At 48.4% G+C, this 14,976-nt stretch carries 13 protein-coding genes and 1 rRNA gene; 1 reads left to right on the plus strand and 13 read right to left on the minus strand.

Going from position 1 to position 14,976, the window contains the following annotated elements:
• Positions 1-39 precede the first annotated feature (39 nt).
• The 3 genes from NQ546_RS15360 to NQ546_RS15370 all read right to left on the minus strand — a co-directional run bounded on the left by NQ546_RS15360 (position 40) and on the right by NQ546_RS15370 (position 3,343).
• Positions 40-702 carry a DNA alkylation repair protein gene (locus NQ546_RS15360; protein WP_004290124.1) on the minus strand — a complete coding sequence of 221 codons (663 nt, stop codon included), beginning with the start codon at positions 700-702 and terminating at the stop codon, positions 40-42.
• 28 nt (positions 703-730) lie between these two features.
• Positions 731-2,779 (minus strand): dipeptidyl-peptidase 3 family protein, encoded by a 2,049-nt coding sequence (locus NQ546_RS15365; RefSeq protein ID WP_004290123.1) that lies wholly within the window; start codon positions 2,777-2,779, stop codon positions 731-733.
• Between the two features lie 99 nt (positions 2,780-2,878).
• Complete coding sequence (locus NQ546_RS15370; RefSeq protein ID WP_004290122.1) at positions 2,879-3,343, minus strand: helix-turn-helix domain-containing protein; 465 nt, start codon at positions 3,341-3,343, stop codon at positions 2,879-2,881.
• 280 nt (positions 3,344-3,623) lie between these two features.
• Between NQ546_RS15370 and recQ the strand changes: the two genes are divergently transcribed.
• The gene (recQ, locus tag NQ546_RS15375) at positions 3,624-5,438 is read left to right on the plus strand and encodes a DNA helicase RecQ (protein ID WP_004290121.1); all 1,815 of its coding nucleotides are present in this window, start codon (positions 3,624-3,626) and stop codon (positions 5,436-5,438) included.
• Between the two features lie 96 nt (positions 5,439-5,534).
• Here the strand turns inward: recQ and NQ546_RS15380 are convergent, their stop codons facing one another.
• From NQ546_RS15380 to rrf, 10 genes are all read right to left on the minus strand, one after another.
• Positions 5,535-6,386, minus strand: a complete 852-nt coding sequence (locus NQ546_RS15380; RefSeq protein WP_039953306.1) for a tetratricopeptide repeat protein — start codon at positions 6,384-6,386, stop codon at positions 5,535-5,537.
• Positions 6,387-6,443: 57 nt separating this feature from the next.
• Complete coding sequence (gene cysK, locus NQ546_RS15385; RefSeq protein WP_029429445.1) at positions 6,444-7,394, minus strand: cysteine synthase A; 951 nt, start codon at positions 7,392-7,394, stop codon at positions 6,444-6,446.
• A gap of 121 nt (positions 7,395-7,515) precedes the next feature.
• Positions 7,516-8,574 carry a 3-isopropylmalate dehydrogenase gene (leuB, locus tag NQ546_RS15390; RefSeq protein ID WP_004290117.1) on the minus strand — a complete coding sequence of 353 codons (1,059 nt, stop codon included), beginning with the start codon at positions 8,572-8,574 and terminating at the stop codon, positions 7,516-7,518.
• 2 nt (positions 8,575-8,576) lie between these two features.
• A complete protein-coding gene (locus NQ546_RS15395; RefSeq protein ID WP_004290116.1) occupies positions 8,577-8,825 on the minus strand; it encodes a hypothetical protein in 249 nt (82 codons plus the stop codon).
• A 9-nt stretch (positions 8,826-8,834) separates the two neighbouring features.
• Positions 8,835-10,376 (minus strand): alpha-isopropylmalate synthase regulatory domain-containing protein, encoded by a 1,542-nt coding sequence (locus NQ546_RS15400; protein WP_004290115.1) that lies wholly within the window; start codon positions 10,374-10,376, stop codon positions 8,835-8,837.
• Positions 10,366-10,959: a 3-isopropylmalate dehydratase small subunit gene (gene leuD / locus NQ546_RS15405; RefSeq protein ID WP_004290114.1), complete on the minus strand. Its 594-nt coding sequence runs from the start codon at positions 10,957-10,959 to the stop codon at positions 10,366-10,368. Before leuD ends, NQ546_RS15400 begins: the two co-directional genes overlap by 11 nt.
• A gap of 138 nt (positions 10,960-11,097) precedes the next feature.
• Positions 11,098-12,492 (minus strand): 3-isopropylmalate dehydratase large subunit, encoded by a 1,395-nt coding sequence (leuC, locus tag NQ546_RS15410; protein WP_004290113.1) that lies wholly within the window; start codon positions 12,490-12,492, stop codon positions 11,098-11,100.
• A gap of 94 nt (positions 12,493-12,586) precedes the next feature.
• Positions 12,587-14,089, minus strand: coding sequence for a 2-isopropylmalate synthase (locus NQ546_RS15415; RefSeq protein ID WP_004290112.1), 1,503 nt, complete (start codon positions 14,087-14,089; stop codon positions 12,587-12,589).
• Positions 14,090-14,459: 370 nt separating this feature from the next.
• Positions 14,460-14,696, minus strand: coding sequence for a hypothetical protein (locus tag NQ546_RS15420; RefSeq protein WP_004290111.1), 237 nt, complete (start codon positions 14,694-14,696; stop codon positions 14,460-14,462).
• A gap of 125 nt (positions 14,697-14,821) precedes the next feature.
• Positions 14,822-14,932, minus strand: a 5S ribosomal RNA gene (rrf, locus tag NQ546_RS15425).
• Positions 14,933-14,976: the final 44 nt, after the last annotated feature.

Below are 14,976 nucleotides of genomic sequence, written 5' to 3' on the forward strand. Positions count from 1 at the left end.
AAAAAGAAAAATTAATAATGAGAATAGTAAACCGAATTATCACTCTGTCACCTCTTCCCTTACCAGATTATAAAGAAGCTGCTCGGATTCCGAGGAAGATTCTTTCATCTCCTCCACCCTCCGGCAAACCTGAAAAGCATTTTCCTCACTATGCTGCATGAAACGGCGGATAGCGGTCAGTGCAGCATTGCGCACATGATAGGAGCCGGACAAGAAAGCGGTTACCGCCTGATCAAGGAACTCATTTTCCACGCGTTCGTTCATATCGCCTTTTTTCATCAGCAAGCGGGCAATGGTGAGAAAGCCGCAGACCTGCGTATATTCTTCCTCAGCCGCAATCCAATGGAAAGACTTGGCAGGAGCATACGGAAGATGTTGGAAAAGATTCATACAAGTAAGCTCCGCAATCTCAATATTCCGGATGTTCTCCACCCATATATCCGCAATTTCGGGCAGGAAACTGTCAACCGGCTGGAGCAGTCCCGCCAATATTTTACATTCGCGAATATCTTCTTTCCAAAGTGCCTGCGCCAAAGCGTGGTCTTTCTCGTAAGCGGCAGCAATGCTCTTGATACGGGGCAGCTCCACGCCAAAGTTGAGTTTGTAGACCAAACCTTTCTCGCGCATACTTTGGGACACAGCCCCGTTCATGGAGAGGCGGAGCTGTGTCTTTATTTCTTTGAGTTGTTCTGTTAGTTCCATCAATAATGAGGATTAGAGAAATGATGAATTAATTATTTACCGAAGGCAAAACGGAGTAGTCCTTGCTGTAACGCAGCATCTGTTCTGCATAACCTTCATCGTAGGTCACCGTTATATCGGTTATGTTGCCGTCGGCATCTGTCACCGCTTCATACTTAGGATTGACGAAACCTTTGTACGGAGCCAGGTTCAATTTCTTATACCGCTCCAAAACCTCCGCATGCAGTTCGGGATCCACCTTTACGGCATAGGCCTCTACCAGTTTGCGGGCAGCATCGTAGTCACCGGTGGACTTGATGCGTTGTATTTCGGCAAGCAACTCACCGAACAATTCACGCACTTTTGCGTAGTCGTTGATTACGACATAAGTTTTACCGTCTTTCTTCACCAGTTCCACCACTTTATCGGCAGCACCTTTCTCATACACCCAACGGGCTATGAGCTGGCGGTTGCGCATATGGGCCTCTTCCACGTTATTTCCCGGTTCGATGCGTACGAGCTGCGTCATCAGGCCGTTCATCAGATAGGTATAGAACTGCGCCTTATAGGCATCCTCACTGGGAGTCAGCCCTAATTCCACCAACTTCGGATCGGCCACATAGTAAAGCCCGAACAAGTCGGCACGCGCTTCTTCGATAGTAGAACCATAGGCCTTCAGTGCATCGGGGTCTACACCCGGAAGCAACTTACCGGAGCCATGTCCCAGACACTCATGCAAGTCGGTGTGCAAATTGTCAGTGATGTCGGCATATTGGTCTATCAGCTTCAGTTCGGCATCGCTATATACAAACTCCTCGTTGAAACCGTTGCCATGGGCAGCCTTGTTATAAGCATCCGTAATATTGCCAATCGTAACAGACTTGGAGCCATGATGGCTGCGGATCCAGTTTGCATTGGGCAGGTTGATGCCGATAGCAGTTGACGGATAAAGGTCGCCTGCCAGAATAGCAGCGGTAATCACCTTAGCCGAAACACCTTTCACTTCTTCTTTCTTGAACTGCTTCTCCACCGGAGAGTGATCCTCAAACCACTGCGCATTGCTGCTGATGATCTCCGTACGGCGGGTAGCTTCCAAATCTTTGAAATTCACCAAAGACTCCCAGCTTGCTTTCATTCCCAAAGGATCGCCATAGCTTTCGGTGAATCCGTTCACAAAGTCAATGCGGGAATCCAGATCCTTCACCCAGAGAACGGCATAATCATCAAATGTTTTCAAATCTCCCGTTTCATAGAACTCCACGAGTTTGGCAATCACCGCTTTCTGTTCGGGATTCTCGGCTACGCCTTCCGCCTTCTTCAGCCAATATACAATCTTCTCAAGGGCCTGTCCGTACAATCCTCCTACTTTCCACACTTTCTCCCGTATCTTGCCGTCCTCTTTTACCAGACGGCTGTTCAGACCGTAGGAAACCGGCGTTTCATCTTTGGGATCTTTCATCGCACCGTAGAAGTCCTCGGCTTCCTGCTGTGTCACCCCGTCATAATAGTTGCACGCGGAAGTCAGCACCAAGTCCTCGCCCGCAGCCTGATTCACGCGCTTCGGCATTACCTTCGGATCGAAGATGACAGGAGCAACCTCCTCATAAAGCTGTTCCACCGTTTGCCCCTCTGCAAGCGGAAGTTTGGAGGCATCCACGCTCAAAAGGGCTTTCCTGAAGAACTCGGGAGTGAAGCCCGGAACAAACTTTTCGCAGCCGTAATGGTGGTGAATACCATTGGAGAACCACACCCGCTTCAGATACACTTCCATAGCCTTGAAGTCCGCCGTAGTTTTGTCACCGGCATACCCTGTATAGACGGCTTCCAGCATCCGGCGTATTCTGAGGTTGTATTTTCCATTCTGGTCGAACAAGATGTCACGTCCCTGCAAAGCGGCCTCTGTGAGATAATAAACTAATTCTTTCTGTTTGAGAGACAAGTTCTCAAATTCTGGTACGCGATAGCGTAAAATCTGTAAGTCTGCAAATTGTTCCACTGTATAATCAAATTTTTCTGCCTCGGCAGTCGTTTTTTGCGCTCCGCCACAAGCCGTCAGCAAAGATGCAGCGACTGCTACGGACATCAGTTGTTTTTTCATGTGTGTCGGGAGGATATAGTTAGTATTAAAATGACAAAAGGAAGTATTCCGAAGCAACCGTCCCAGAATATTTCCTTTCATAAATTCAGCTTCACTGAATTATTTGCTTTTTACTGCACGTTTCTTACGATAACCATTAGGAGTTTCTCCTACATTTTTGTAGAATGCAGCATAAAAAGACTGACGATTAGCGAAACCAACCATCGTGCTGATTTCTTCTACATTTTTGTCAGCATACCTCTTATCTGTCAATAAATGCAAAGCATCTTTTACTCTGTACTCATTCAATAAACAAGAGTAATTCATTCCAAAACGAGAGTTTACGACTGCCGATAAATAGCGGGTATTAGTCTGTAACTCTTTTGCCAAATCTTTAGCAGAATAATTAGGATCTCTGTACTTCTTCTGTACAACGATGATATTTAATATCCTGTCATACAGTTCATCTGCCAGTTCCGGACGAATCAAGGAACGGTAGGCAGCCTTCTTTTCTTTCTTTTCACGCAGGTTGTAGGGATGCTTCTTTGCAGCTCCCTCCTGTGCTTTTTCTTCTAAATCACTCATTGAATTAACTGGTTAGGGGTTGTTAAATTAGGAAATCCAAAGGAGTTTCCTTTAGACAACACAAAAGTCTAACATTTTTTTTTTATACGCAACTTTTCCAACAGATATTTTTAATATATAAACAGCGAAAAAGGTTGAAAAGAAGCGAAGTACGCTTAATAATAAGATTATTTAACTTTGGGCATTAAATTTAGGTTATTAAATTGAACTACACTTCCTTTGAGGTTTTATACAATAATTAATGTAACTTTGTCCCCTCAAAATATACCGCCACCTATTTATGCAACAAACGCTTAAAACATATTTCGGTTACGATAGTTTCCGCCCTTTGCAAGAAGAAATCATCCGCCATATTCTGGGCGGAAACGACGCACTTGTATTAATGCCTACCGGCGGTGGGAAATCCATTTGCTACCAGCTTCCCGCCCTGCTGCGTGAAGGTACTGCGGTAGTGGTTTCACCACTCATCTCGCTGATGAAAGACCAAGTGGAAGCACTCTGCGCCAACGGCATCAGCGCCGGTGCGCTGAACAGCAGCAACGACGAAACGGAAAATGCCGCCCTGCGCCGGGCATGTATGGAAGGGAAACTGAAACTGCTCTACATCTCTCCTGAAAAGCTATTGGCTGAAGCCAACTATCTTTTGCGGGATATGCATGTCTCGCTTTTTGCCATCGACGAAGCGCACTGCATCTCGCAATGGGGACATGACTTCCGTCCGGAATATGCGCAAATGGGAATTCTGCACCAACAGTTTCCGCAGGTCCCTGTCATAGCCCTGACCGCCACCGCCGACAAGATTACACGCGAAGACATCATCAAACAGCTTCACTTGAACCATCCCCGGATATTCATCTCCTCCTTCGACCGTCCCAACCTGAGCCTCACCGTAAAACGGGGTTACCAGCAGAAGGAAAAGTCAAAGGCAATTATAGACTTCATAGCCCGTCATCCCGGAGAAAGCGGCATCATATACTGCATGAGCCGCAGCAAGACGGAATCCGTTGCACAAATGCTCCAAAAGCAAGGCATACGCGCTGCCGTCTACCATGCCGGGCTCTCTCCCACCCGCAGGGACGAAGCGCAGGATGATTTCATCAATGACCGCGTACAGGTGGTATGCGCCACCATTGCCTTCGGCATGGGCATAGACAAGAGTAACGTACGCTGGGTTATTCACTATAATTTACCCAAAAGCATTGAGAGTTTTTATCAGGAGATAGGGCGTGCCGGAAGGGACGGGATGCCCAGTGACACGTTATTGTTCTATTCGCTGTCCGACTTGATTCTGCTCACTAAATTCGCTACCGACAGCGGACAGCAAAGCATCAATATAGAGAAGCTGCAACGGATGCAGCAATATGCCGAATCGGACATCTGCCGCCGTCGCATATTGTTGAGTTATTTCGGAGAAACGGCTACCCATGACTGTGGTAACTGTGACGTTTGCAAGAACCCTCCGGAACGCTTTGACGGGACTATCATCGTACAGAAAGCATTGAGCGCCATTGTCCGTACGGAACAGCAAATCAGCACAGGTGTATTGGTTGATATCCTAAGAGGAAATATGACTCCCGAAGTAGTGGACAAGGGGTATGAACAACTGAAAACATTTGCTGCCGGACGGGAAGTGCCCGCCCGCGACTGGCACGATTATTTGTTACAGATGTTGCAACTCGGCTACTTTGAGATAGCCTACAATGAGAACAATCACCTGAAGATAACCCCCGCCGGAAGCGATGTCCTCTTCGGCAGGGCCACTGCCCGACTGGTAGTAATACGCCGGGAAGAAGCCAACGAGACCAAGCGGGGCAGAAAACGCAAGCTCCCCGTTCTTTCCAAGGAACTGCCGCTGGGACTTCCCAACACCGAAAACGAAGATCTCTTTGAAGCCTTGCGGGAACTAAGGAAACGGCTCGCCGACGAAGAAGCCCTACCGGCATATATCGTCCTGTCCGACAAAGTGCTCCATTTACTCAGCACTTCACGCCCCACCACAATCGAAGAGTTTGGAAACATCAGCGGCATCGGAGAATACAAGAAGAAAAAATACGGAAAAGAATTCGTTAATCTGATACGCAAATTTAGCGATTAGCGGTTAGCGATTAGTGATCAGCGTTTTATGATTAGCGATTAACGATTAAGAGTTAGCAGTTTATAGCATCATAGCTTAATCACTAATCGCTAACCACTATTTCCTTGTTTGTTTTAGTAGGTCGCGTAGGTCGGACTGGGGTACTCCTAATGATATGGCTTTCTCGAAATCACGTTTGGCAAGGTCTTTTTTCTTTTGGGCAAGGTAGATCTCGCCGCGCATCAGATATATATCCGGCTGCGAACTGTCCAGCCTTATTGCCTCTTCCAAGTCGACCAATGCCATATCCATGTGTTTCAGGTCCTTCTCCACTCCGGCGCGAGCCACATAGAGCATGGCATATTGGGAAGGTGACAACTGCGCGTCTTTCCCTGTGGCGGCAAACATATTGTTCAATATGCGCAGGGCATCTTCATGCTTTCCCTCTTTCTGCTCTAAGGTTGCCAAGCCGAGGCGCCCGTTATAGCTGGCGGGGTTCACTTTCAACAGACGCTCATAATCTGCCTTTGCCATTTTATATTCGCGTTGCTGCATATAGATATAGGCACGCATCAGCAAAGCCTCCTCATTGTTTTTCTCCAGATCCAACACTAAAGAATAATCGGCCTGTGCCAAATTATTCCGTCCCAGTTCCATATAGATAGCCGCCCGGTTCAGCAAGATAGGAACCGCCCGCGGTGCGATGTTCAGGGCAAAGTTATAAGATTCCAAAGCCTGTTCATATTGTCTTTGCCGGCGCTGTATCGTTCCGAGATTGGAGAACAGAAGGGCATTATGGGGATTTGCCGGCTCCAACTTCAAGGCCCGGCGGATATAGTCCTCCGCCTGCGGCAGACTGTCCTGTTCGGTATAAGTGACAGCGCGGTCGCAAAGCTCCTGATAGGTTTGCGAGAACACAGGCATACCGCCTGACAACAAACACACTACGAGAAAAATCAGCTTCTTCATACTTATGATTTTATTTTTATAGTACCTGCCTTGGGAATAAACGTTTATCCCCTGCACTTATTCCAAAGGATACGTGTCGAAAGCAAACAGCTCCGTAGAAAGATACCTTTCTCCCGTATCGGGTAACAAAGCAACCACCATTTTGTTTGCAAATTCAGGACGTTTTGCCAGCAAACGCGCCGCATAGACGGCGGCACCGGAAGATATACCCGCCAACAGTCCCTCGGCAGATGCCAGTTCGCGTCCGGCGCGAATAGCTTCATCGTCCGGCACAGGAATCACCTCATCCACCACCGAGGCATCATAAAGAGCCGGAACAAAGTTCGCCCCTATGCCTTGTATGCGGTGCGGAGCAGCCTCTCCCCCCTCAAGTACGGGAGACGATGCAGGCTCAACCGCCACAATATAAATGTCCGGATTATGTTTCTTCAATGCGCGGGCCGCACCACAAACCGTACCGCCCGTACCTACTCCCGCCACAAACACATCCACCTGCCCGTCCGTATCCCTCCAGATCTCCTCACCCGTAGTAAGCTCGTGCGCCTTGGCGTTGGAAGGATTCTCAAACTGCTGCAAAATCACAGCACCGGGTATACGGTCACGCAACTCCTTTGCTTTGGCAATAGAGCCTGCCATGCCCGCCATGCCATCCGTCAGCACGATTTCCGCTCCGAGGGCTTTCAGCAGATTACGACGTTCAATACTCATTGTCTCAGGCATGGTCAGCATCAGATGATAGCCCTTGATAGTCGCTACCATTGCCAGGCCCACTCCGGTGTTGCCACTGGTAGGCTCTATTATAGTGGCGCCGGGCTTCAGCACTCCGCGTGCTTCGGCATCCTCAATCATTGCCAGCCCCACGCGGTCTTTCACACTGCCCGCCGGATTGAAAGACTCCAGTTTGGCAACTATATCCTGTTGCAGCCCGTACTTTCGGCTGTATCCTGCCAACTTCATCAACGGAGTGCCGCCGATGAGTTCCGTCAAGTTCTTTGCTATTTTTGCCATAATCATCATTAGTTATAAAACAAGGAGATACATCAAAAATAGAATCCGTTATCATACTTTTGATGCACCTCCTCGCAAAGGTAGAAAAAAAACGCTTGTCCCTTTCTTTCCTTAATAAAGATTAGTGTTTGATGTAGTCAACAATCCATGCGCCCACCTCTTTCGTGCCATATTTGGCTCCGCCTTCCGCCTGAATTTCCGGAGTACGGACATTGGCATCAAGCGAAGCGTCTACCGCCTCGCGAACAAGTGCGCCTTCTTCTTTCAGGCCGAAGTATTCGAACAGCATGGCTACGGACAGGATCTGCGCCAGCGGATTGGCTATGTTCAGGCCCTTAGCCTGCGGCCATGAGCCATGGATAGGTTCGAACACCGGGGTGCTTTCTCCGGTGGAAGCCGACGGCAGCAATCCCATAGAACCGCTGATGCAGGAGCCTTCATCGGTCAGAATATCTCCGAAAGTGTTCTCCGTCACCATTACATCGAAGAACTTCGGCTCTTGAATCATACGCATGGCGGCGTTGTCCACATACATATAGTCGGTGGTCACTTCCGGATAGTCCGGAGCCATTTCCCGGGCAATCTGTCTCCACAGGCGCGAAGAGGCAAGGACGTTGGCTTTGTCCACTACCGTCAGGTGCTTGTTGCGCTTCATCGCATACTCAAAACCCACTTTCAGGATACGTTCAATCTCCGGACGGGTGTACATATTGGTATCGTAGGCTTTGTCATTGTCCTGATATTTCTCGCCGAAGTACATACCGCCGGTCAGTTCGCGGATGCAGAGGAAATCGGCTCCGTCCACCAGTTCGGCACGCAACGGGGACTTATGCAGGAGGCACTTGAAGGTCTGCACCGGGCGGATGTTGGCAAACAGCCCCAGTTTTTTACGCATAGCCAGCAAGCCCTGTTCAGGACGCACCTTTGCGGTGGGATCATTGTCGAACTTAGGGTCACCTACGGCCGAGAAAAGTACCGCATCGGCATTCTTACAAGCCTGATAGGTAGCTTCGGGAAAAGGATCGCCCACTTTGTCGATGGCGTCCGCACCACAGACAGCATATTCATAACTCACCTTATGGCCGAATTTCTCACAAACGGCGGTCATTACGTCCACACCTACGGCGGATATTTCGGGGCCGATACCGTCACCGGCCAATACTGCAATTTTAAAATCCATACTTATTTATTTTTTTTTAATTCATCTTCTATTTTATCTTTCATAGTCTTATTCTTGCGGCGAATACGATCACCCACCACAAATCCCGCAGTCATCATAAGCGTCCATATCACATCTAAAAGAGTGACAAGCTGTGCATCATTTCCATACCAATTCAAGAAAACACGAAACAGGAATATCATGCAAGCAAAAAACAAGTAGCTTGCATTGGGTTTTCTCTCAAAATAATCTTTCACTGTCTTATAAGTCATAAGTAATATCTATTTATCGTATTCTCCTTCAATGATATTCAGCATCTTCACCGTAGCCTTGATAGCCGCTTCCGTCTGGTCGGCATCCAAGCCGCGGGTGCGGAACACCTTGTCTTCAAAGCTCCATGTGATCACCGTCTGCACAAAGGCATCGGTGCGCCCGCCGGGAGGGATAGTCACCGCATAGTTCGTCAGCATCGGGAACTTGCGGCCCAAGGTCACTTTGTATATCTTGCGCAGCGCACGCACAAAGGCATCATACTGGCCGTCGCCGCTGGAACTCTCCTCGTACTCCTTGCCGTTGATTTCTATTTTCAGCGTAGCCATCGGCTTCAGTCCGTAGGCAAGGTTCACGATGTAACTTTTCAGGTTCACGCGCTCATCCACTATTCCATGTTTCAGGACGTCGGACACGATGTACGGCAGGTCCTCCTGTGTCACAAGCTCCTTTTTATCGCCCAGCTCGATGATGCGTTCCGTAACTTTGCGCATGGACTCCTCGTCCAGATCCAGCCCCAAGTCTTCCAAGTTCTTGCGGATATTCGCCTTACCGCTATTCTTGCCCAATGCATATTCCCGTTTACGTCCAAAGCGTTCGGGCAGCAGGTCGTTGCAGTAAAGGTTGCTTTTGTTATCACCGTCGGCATGCACGCCCGCCACCTGCGTAAACACATTCTCGCCCACAATCGGTTTATTGGCGGGAATCACGATGCCCGAATAAGACTCCACCACGCGGCTCACATCATTCAGGCGGTTCTCGTCTATGTTGGTAATAGCACTGAAATGGTCTTTCAGAATAGCCTGCACGCTGGCAAGAGGTGCGTTGCCCGCACGTTCGCCCAAGCCGTTGATGGTGGTGTGCAGACCCTTGCAGCCACTCAATACGGCTGCCAGCACGTTACTCACCGCGAGGTCGTAATCATTGTGGGCATGGAAGTCGAAATGCTCATTCGGATAACGCTTCACCATCTTCCGCATGAACTCAATGACCTGCAACGGGTTCAGCACGCCCAATGTGTCGGGCAGCATATACCGCTTTATGTTGGTCCGGATCAGCGCATCCATCAATTGAAAGACATATTCGGGCGAATCTTTCATGCCGTTGCTCCAGTCTTCCAAGTAGACATTCACCTCCATATCCTGCACATTTGCATAGTCCACTACCGACAGGATATCTTCGATATGCTCCTCAGGCGATTTCTTCAACTGGCAGGAGCAATGCTTCAGCGACCCCTTGCACAGCAGGTTGATGACGCGGCAGCCGGTGGCATGTATCCAGTCTACCGAGGTATGTCCGTCCACGAAACCGAGCACCTCTACTTTCGGCAACATATTACGTCGTGCCGCCCAGTCGCATATCATCTTCACCGCATCAAATTCCCCTTCGGACACCCGCGCGGAAGCCACCTCCACCCGGTCCACCTTCAAATCTTCAAGCAACAAACGGGCTATCATCAGTTTTTCATGGGGCACAAAAGACACTCCGCTGGTCTGTTCACCGTCGCGGAGAGTGGTGTCCATGATTTCTATCTTCGGATGATTATGCTTCATTGTTCTTCTCCCAAGCTTCTATTTTATCCTTGTTTCCGACAAGAAAATCAATGTCGTCCAAACCATTCATCAGGCAATGCTTCTTGTAGGCATTGATTTCGAAATGCTCACTCTTGCCGGTTGCCTTGTTGGTGATGGTCTGTTCGGGTAGGTTTACTTCTACTTCCGTCTTTGGATTGGCAAAGATTGAATCGAAAAGTTCTTTCAGAAACGGTTCACTCACCACAACGGGAAGCACGAAGTTGTTCAGCTCGTTATTCTTGTGAATATCTGCAAAGAAACTGCTTACCACCACCCTAAAACCATAGCCGGCAATGGCCCAGGCTGCGTGCTCGCGACTGCTTCCCGAGCCGAAGTTCTTGCCCGCCACAAGGATTTGCCCGCCATAAGTGGGATTGTTCAAAACAAATTCCTCATTCAGAGAACCGTCGGCATTGTACCGCCAGTCGCGAAACAGATTTTCACCAAAACCTTCTTTTGTAGTGGCTTTCAGGAAGCGGGCAGGAATTATCTGGTCGGTATCTACATTCTCCAAAGGAAGAGGTACACAAGTGCTGTTGATAATATTGAATTTTTGTTTCATTGTTGCTGTTATTAGATTGTTCTTTGTTCACCATAGAGGGCACAGAGCTTTCTCCTCTTATATTGTTTTCTTTCTATTCTTCTGTCCTTCTGTCTAAAAAATCTGTGACACTATGCATCCTCTGTCGTGAACCTTAATTTAGATAAAATCTCTCGGATCCGTAATCACCCCCGTCACCGCCGCAGCAGCAGCCACCAGCGGACTGGCAAGCAAAGTACGCGCACCCGGTCCCTGACGCCCTTCAAAGTTACGGTTACTGGTGGACACCGCATATTTCCCGGCAGGCACCTTATCATCATTCATCGCCAAGCATGCCGAACATCCCGGCTGTCGGATAGCGAATCCCGCTTCTTCCAACACCTTATCCAGCCCCTCCTCACGTATCTGCGCATCCACCAGCCATGAACCGGGAACCAGCCAAGCCACCACATCCGCAGCTTTCCTGCGCCCCTTCACAATAGAGGCAAACGCACGAAAATCCTCGATACGGCCGTTGGTGCAAGCACCCAGAAAAACATAGTCAATCTTCTTGCCCAGCAGCGAATCACCCGGACGGAATCCCATATAATCCATAGACTTCATAAAAGACGCTTTGGCTGCCTCTCCCATCTCCTCGGTAGTGGGAATGTGCTGCGTGATGCCCATGCCCATACCCGGATTGGTGCCGTAGGTAATCAGCGGCTCGATATCAGCGGCATCAAAGCGCACCTCCTTATCGAAGACGGCATCCTCCTCACTTTTCAACGTTTTCCAATATGCCAGCGCCTTGTCCCATTCTTCCCCTTTCGGAGCGTACTCACGTCCCTTGATGTATGCAAAGGTGGTTTCGTCCGGAGCAACCATACCGCCGCGCGCACCCATCTCTATACTGAGATTACACAAAGTGAGGCGTCCTTCCATAGACAGACTGCGCACAGCCTCTCCGGCATACTCCACAAAGTAGCCCGTAGCACCGCTGGTTGTCATTTTGGACATCATATAGAGCGCCATATCCTTGGCAGTGACGCCCTTGCCCAGCCGGCCGTCCACCGTAATGCGCATCGTTTTGGGACGCGTCTGAAGGATACACTGCGAAGCCAGCACCATCTCCACCTCGCTTGTGCCGATGCCGAAAGCCACCGCTCCCATGGCGCCATGAGTAGAAGTATGCGAATCACCGCACACAATCGTCATACCCGGCAAAGTCAGTCCGCGTTCCGGACCCACCACATGGATAATGCCGTTTTTCTTATTCATCATGCCGAAATGCTCCAGACCGAAATCTTTCGCATTCTTAGCCAGCGTATCCACCTGCATCTTCGAAACAGCATCCTCGATCGGTTTATCCTGATCGTGCGTCGGCGTATTGTGGTCGGGCATACAGAAAATCTTTTCCGGACGGAAACATTTAAGACCTCTGGCACGCAGTCCGGCAAAAGCCTGCGGGCTGGTTACTTCATGGCAGTAAAGCCTGTCTATGTAAAGTTGCGTGGGGCCGTCCTCAACCTTCTGCACAACGTGGGCATCCCAAATTTTATCAAATAATGTATTCATCAGAATGAGTATTAATTACAAATTATTATTTACGAATTATCTATTACCAAACACAAAGAACAAATATCAGTTACAAACCACCAAGTGTTAATCACTAAACACCCAATTTAAATTTATTGATACAGTCTATATAGGCTTCTACCGATGCAGCTATAATATCCGTATTCGCACCGAAACCATAATAAATCTGTTTGTCATATTCCACCTGCATGTGCACTTTACCCATGTCGTCACTGCCCTTGCTGATAGCCTGGATAGTGAATTCCTTCAGAGTCATGTGGCGGTCTATTATCTTTTTCAATGCTTTGATAGCGGCATCTACCGGACCGTTCCCACTGGCAGCGGCTTCAAACTTCTCACCGGAAATGTTCAGTCCGATGCTGGCTACCGACCGTACGCCTACTCCGCTCGTCACCTGCAAGTACTCCAGCTTGATACGGTGGTTCTGCGAACGGTCCGCACCTGCCAATACCAGAATATCATCGTCGTTAATATCCTTCTTCTTGTCGGCAAGTTTCAGGAACTCCTCGTAGATGTTATCCAGTTTATCCTGATCAAGTGACACGCCCAGCACTTGGAGGCGATTCTTCAAGGCAGCACGTCCGCTGCGGGCTGTCAGAACGATAGAGTTATCATCAATACCCACATCGTGCGGATCGATGATCTCATAGGTCTGCACATTCTTCAACACGCCGTCCTGATGAATCCCCGACGAATGTGCAAAGGCGTTGCGGCCTACGATTGCCTTGTTAGGCTGCACCGGCATGTTCATCAGACTGGACACCATGCGGCTGGTAGGATAAATCTTCTGCGTATTGATATTGGTTTCGATGTCAATATCCTTATGGCATTTGATAATCATAGCCACCTCTTCGAGCGAAGTGTTTCCGGCACGTTCGCCAATGCCGTTGATAGTGACCTCCACCTGACGGGCACCGTTCAACACGCCCGCCATCGTATTGGCAGTGGCCATACCCAGATCGTTGTGGCAATGAGTGGAGATGATCGCATTGTGAATACCGTCCACATGCTCCATCAAATAGTTTATCTTCGCGCCATACTCCGTAGGCAGGCAATATCCGGTCGTATCGGGGATATTCACTACCGTAGCCCCTGCCTTGATGACCGCTTCCACCACACGCGCCAGATATTCGTTATCCGTACGTCCCGCATCTTCAGCGTAAAACTCCACATCCTCCACAAAGCGGCGGGCATATTTCACAGCAGCCACCGCACGTTCTATAATCTCCTCGCGAGTGGAATTGAACTTATACTTGATGTGCGAGTCGGAAGTACCGATACCCGTATGGATACGTTTGTGCTTGGCAAATCGCAGGGCTTCCGCCGCCACATCAATATCCTTCTGTACGGCGCGTGTCAGCGCACAAATCGTGGGCCATGTCACAGCTTTTGATATTTCAATCACCGAATTGAAGTCGCCCGGGCTCGAAATGGGAAATCCCGCTTCAATTACATCCACGCCCAGCGCTTCCAGTTGTTTGGCCACCTGAATTTTTTCCACTGTATTCAACTGGCATCCCGGAACCTGCTCACCATCGCGGAGCGTTGTGTCGAAAATAAATAACTTATCACTCATCACTTTATTACATTTATAAATTTATATTCCATAAAAAAAGCCTTTCGCACCGGGAAGTGAGAAAGGCTTTATATATCATTATATTCACATATATTTATGCACAACACCCACTTCCACTAAACTTTGCCAGTAGAATAATAATGCCACACAGTAGAATATATGTAAAGTTCTGAATCATCTTATCTTTTTACTTTTAACGCTGCAAAGGTAGAGATTATTTCGTACCATGCAAACAAATTCGTAACTTTTTTCTTTAAAAAAATAACATTTTATAAGCAGACACACATTTATCACTCTAATATATAACAAAAAAAGACATACTGCAATAGTATGTCTTTTCCTTATGTTTCAGTTCTATACGAGTTCCGAATTACTTCTTTGCACAAGGTTTGTCACATTTGGCGCTATCGCAAGCAGCCTTCGGGCAAGTTGCGGAGTCAGCTTTGCAGCAAGCTTTCTTTGCAGAGTCGCATACCTGTTCTGTTTTTGCAGCGCAGCAAGAATCTGCAGCGGTTGAGTCGGCGTTGGCAGATTTCTGATTACCACATGATGTTACTGCGAAAGAAAATGCTACTGCCACAGCAGCCAATAAAACTTTAGTTTTCATACTTCAATTTGCTTTAAATATTAATTAAAAATTAGTTCGGAAGCAAAGATAGCAAATTATTGCTAAAAACAGAAATAAGCACACAAAAAAAGCCCCTGTATCTTCCGATACAAGGGCTTCATCAAAAACGGCGACTACCTACTCTCCCACTGTTACGCAGTACCATCGGCGTGACTGAGCTTAACTTCTCTGTTCGGAATGGGAAGAGGTGGAACCTCAGTGCTATAGTCACCTGAATAAGGCAGACATGATGTGAAAAAAGTAAAGCAACCACCGGCAA

It is taken from the genome of Bacteroides eggerthii (genome assembly GCF_025146565.1).
GTDB lineage: Bacteria > Bacteroidota > Bacteroidia > Bacteroidales > Bacteroidaceae > Bacteroides > Bacteroides eggerthii.

Coding starts and splice junctions, on each gene's coding strand:
- NQ546_RS15360 (WP_004290124.1), bottom strand. CDS start 702: ATGGAACTAACAGAACAACTCAAAGAAATAAAGACACAGCTCCGCCTC.
- NQ546_RS15365 (WP_004290123.1), bottom strand. CDS start 2,779: ATGAAAAAACAACTGATGTCCGTAGCAGTCGCTGCATCTTTGCTGACG.
- NQ546_RS15370 (WP_004290122.1), bottom strand. CDS start 3,343: ATGAGTGATTTAGAAGAAAAAGCACAGGAGGGAGCTGCAAAGAAGCAT.
- recQ (WP_004290121.1), top strand. CDS start 3,624: ATGCAACAAACGCTTAAAACATATTTCGGTTACGATAGTTTCCGCCCT.
- NQ546_RS15380 (WP_039953306.1), bottom strand. CDS start 6,386: ATGAAGAAGCTGATTTTTCTCGTAGTGTGTTTGTTGTCAGGCGGTATG.
- cysK (WP_029429445.1), bottom strand. CDS start 7,394: ATGGCAAAAATAGCAAAGAACTTGACGGAACTCATCGGCGGCACTCCG.
- leuB (WP_004290117.1), bottom strand. CDS start 8,574: ATGGATTTTAAAATTGCAGTATTGGCCGGTGACGGTATCGGCCCCGAA.
- NQ546_RS15395 (WP_004290116.1), bottom strand. CDS start 8,825: ATGACTTATAAGACAGTGAAAGATTATTTTGAGAGAAAACCCAATGCA.
- NQ546_RS15400 (WP_004290115.1), bottom strand. CDS start 10,376: ATGAAGCATAATCATCCGAAGATAGAAATCATGGACACCACTCTCCGC.
- leuD (WP_004290114.1), bottom strand. CDS start 10,959: ATGAAACAAAAATTCAATATTATCAACAGCACTTGTGTACCTCTTCCT.
- leuC (WP_004290113.1), bottom strand. CDS start 12,492: ATGAATACATTATTTGATAAAATTTGGGATGCCCACGTTGTGCAGAAG.
- NQ546_RS15415 (WP_004290112.1), bottom strand. CDS start 14,089: ATGAGTGATAAGTTATTTATTTTCGACACAACGCTCCGCGATGGTGAG.
- NQ546_RS15420 (WP_004290111.1), bottom strand. CDS start 14,696: ATGAAAACTAAAGTTTTATTGGCTGCTGTGGCAGTAGCATTTTCTTTC.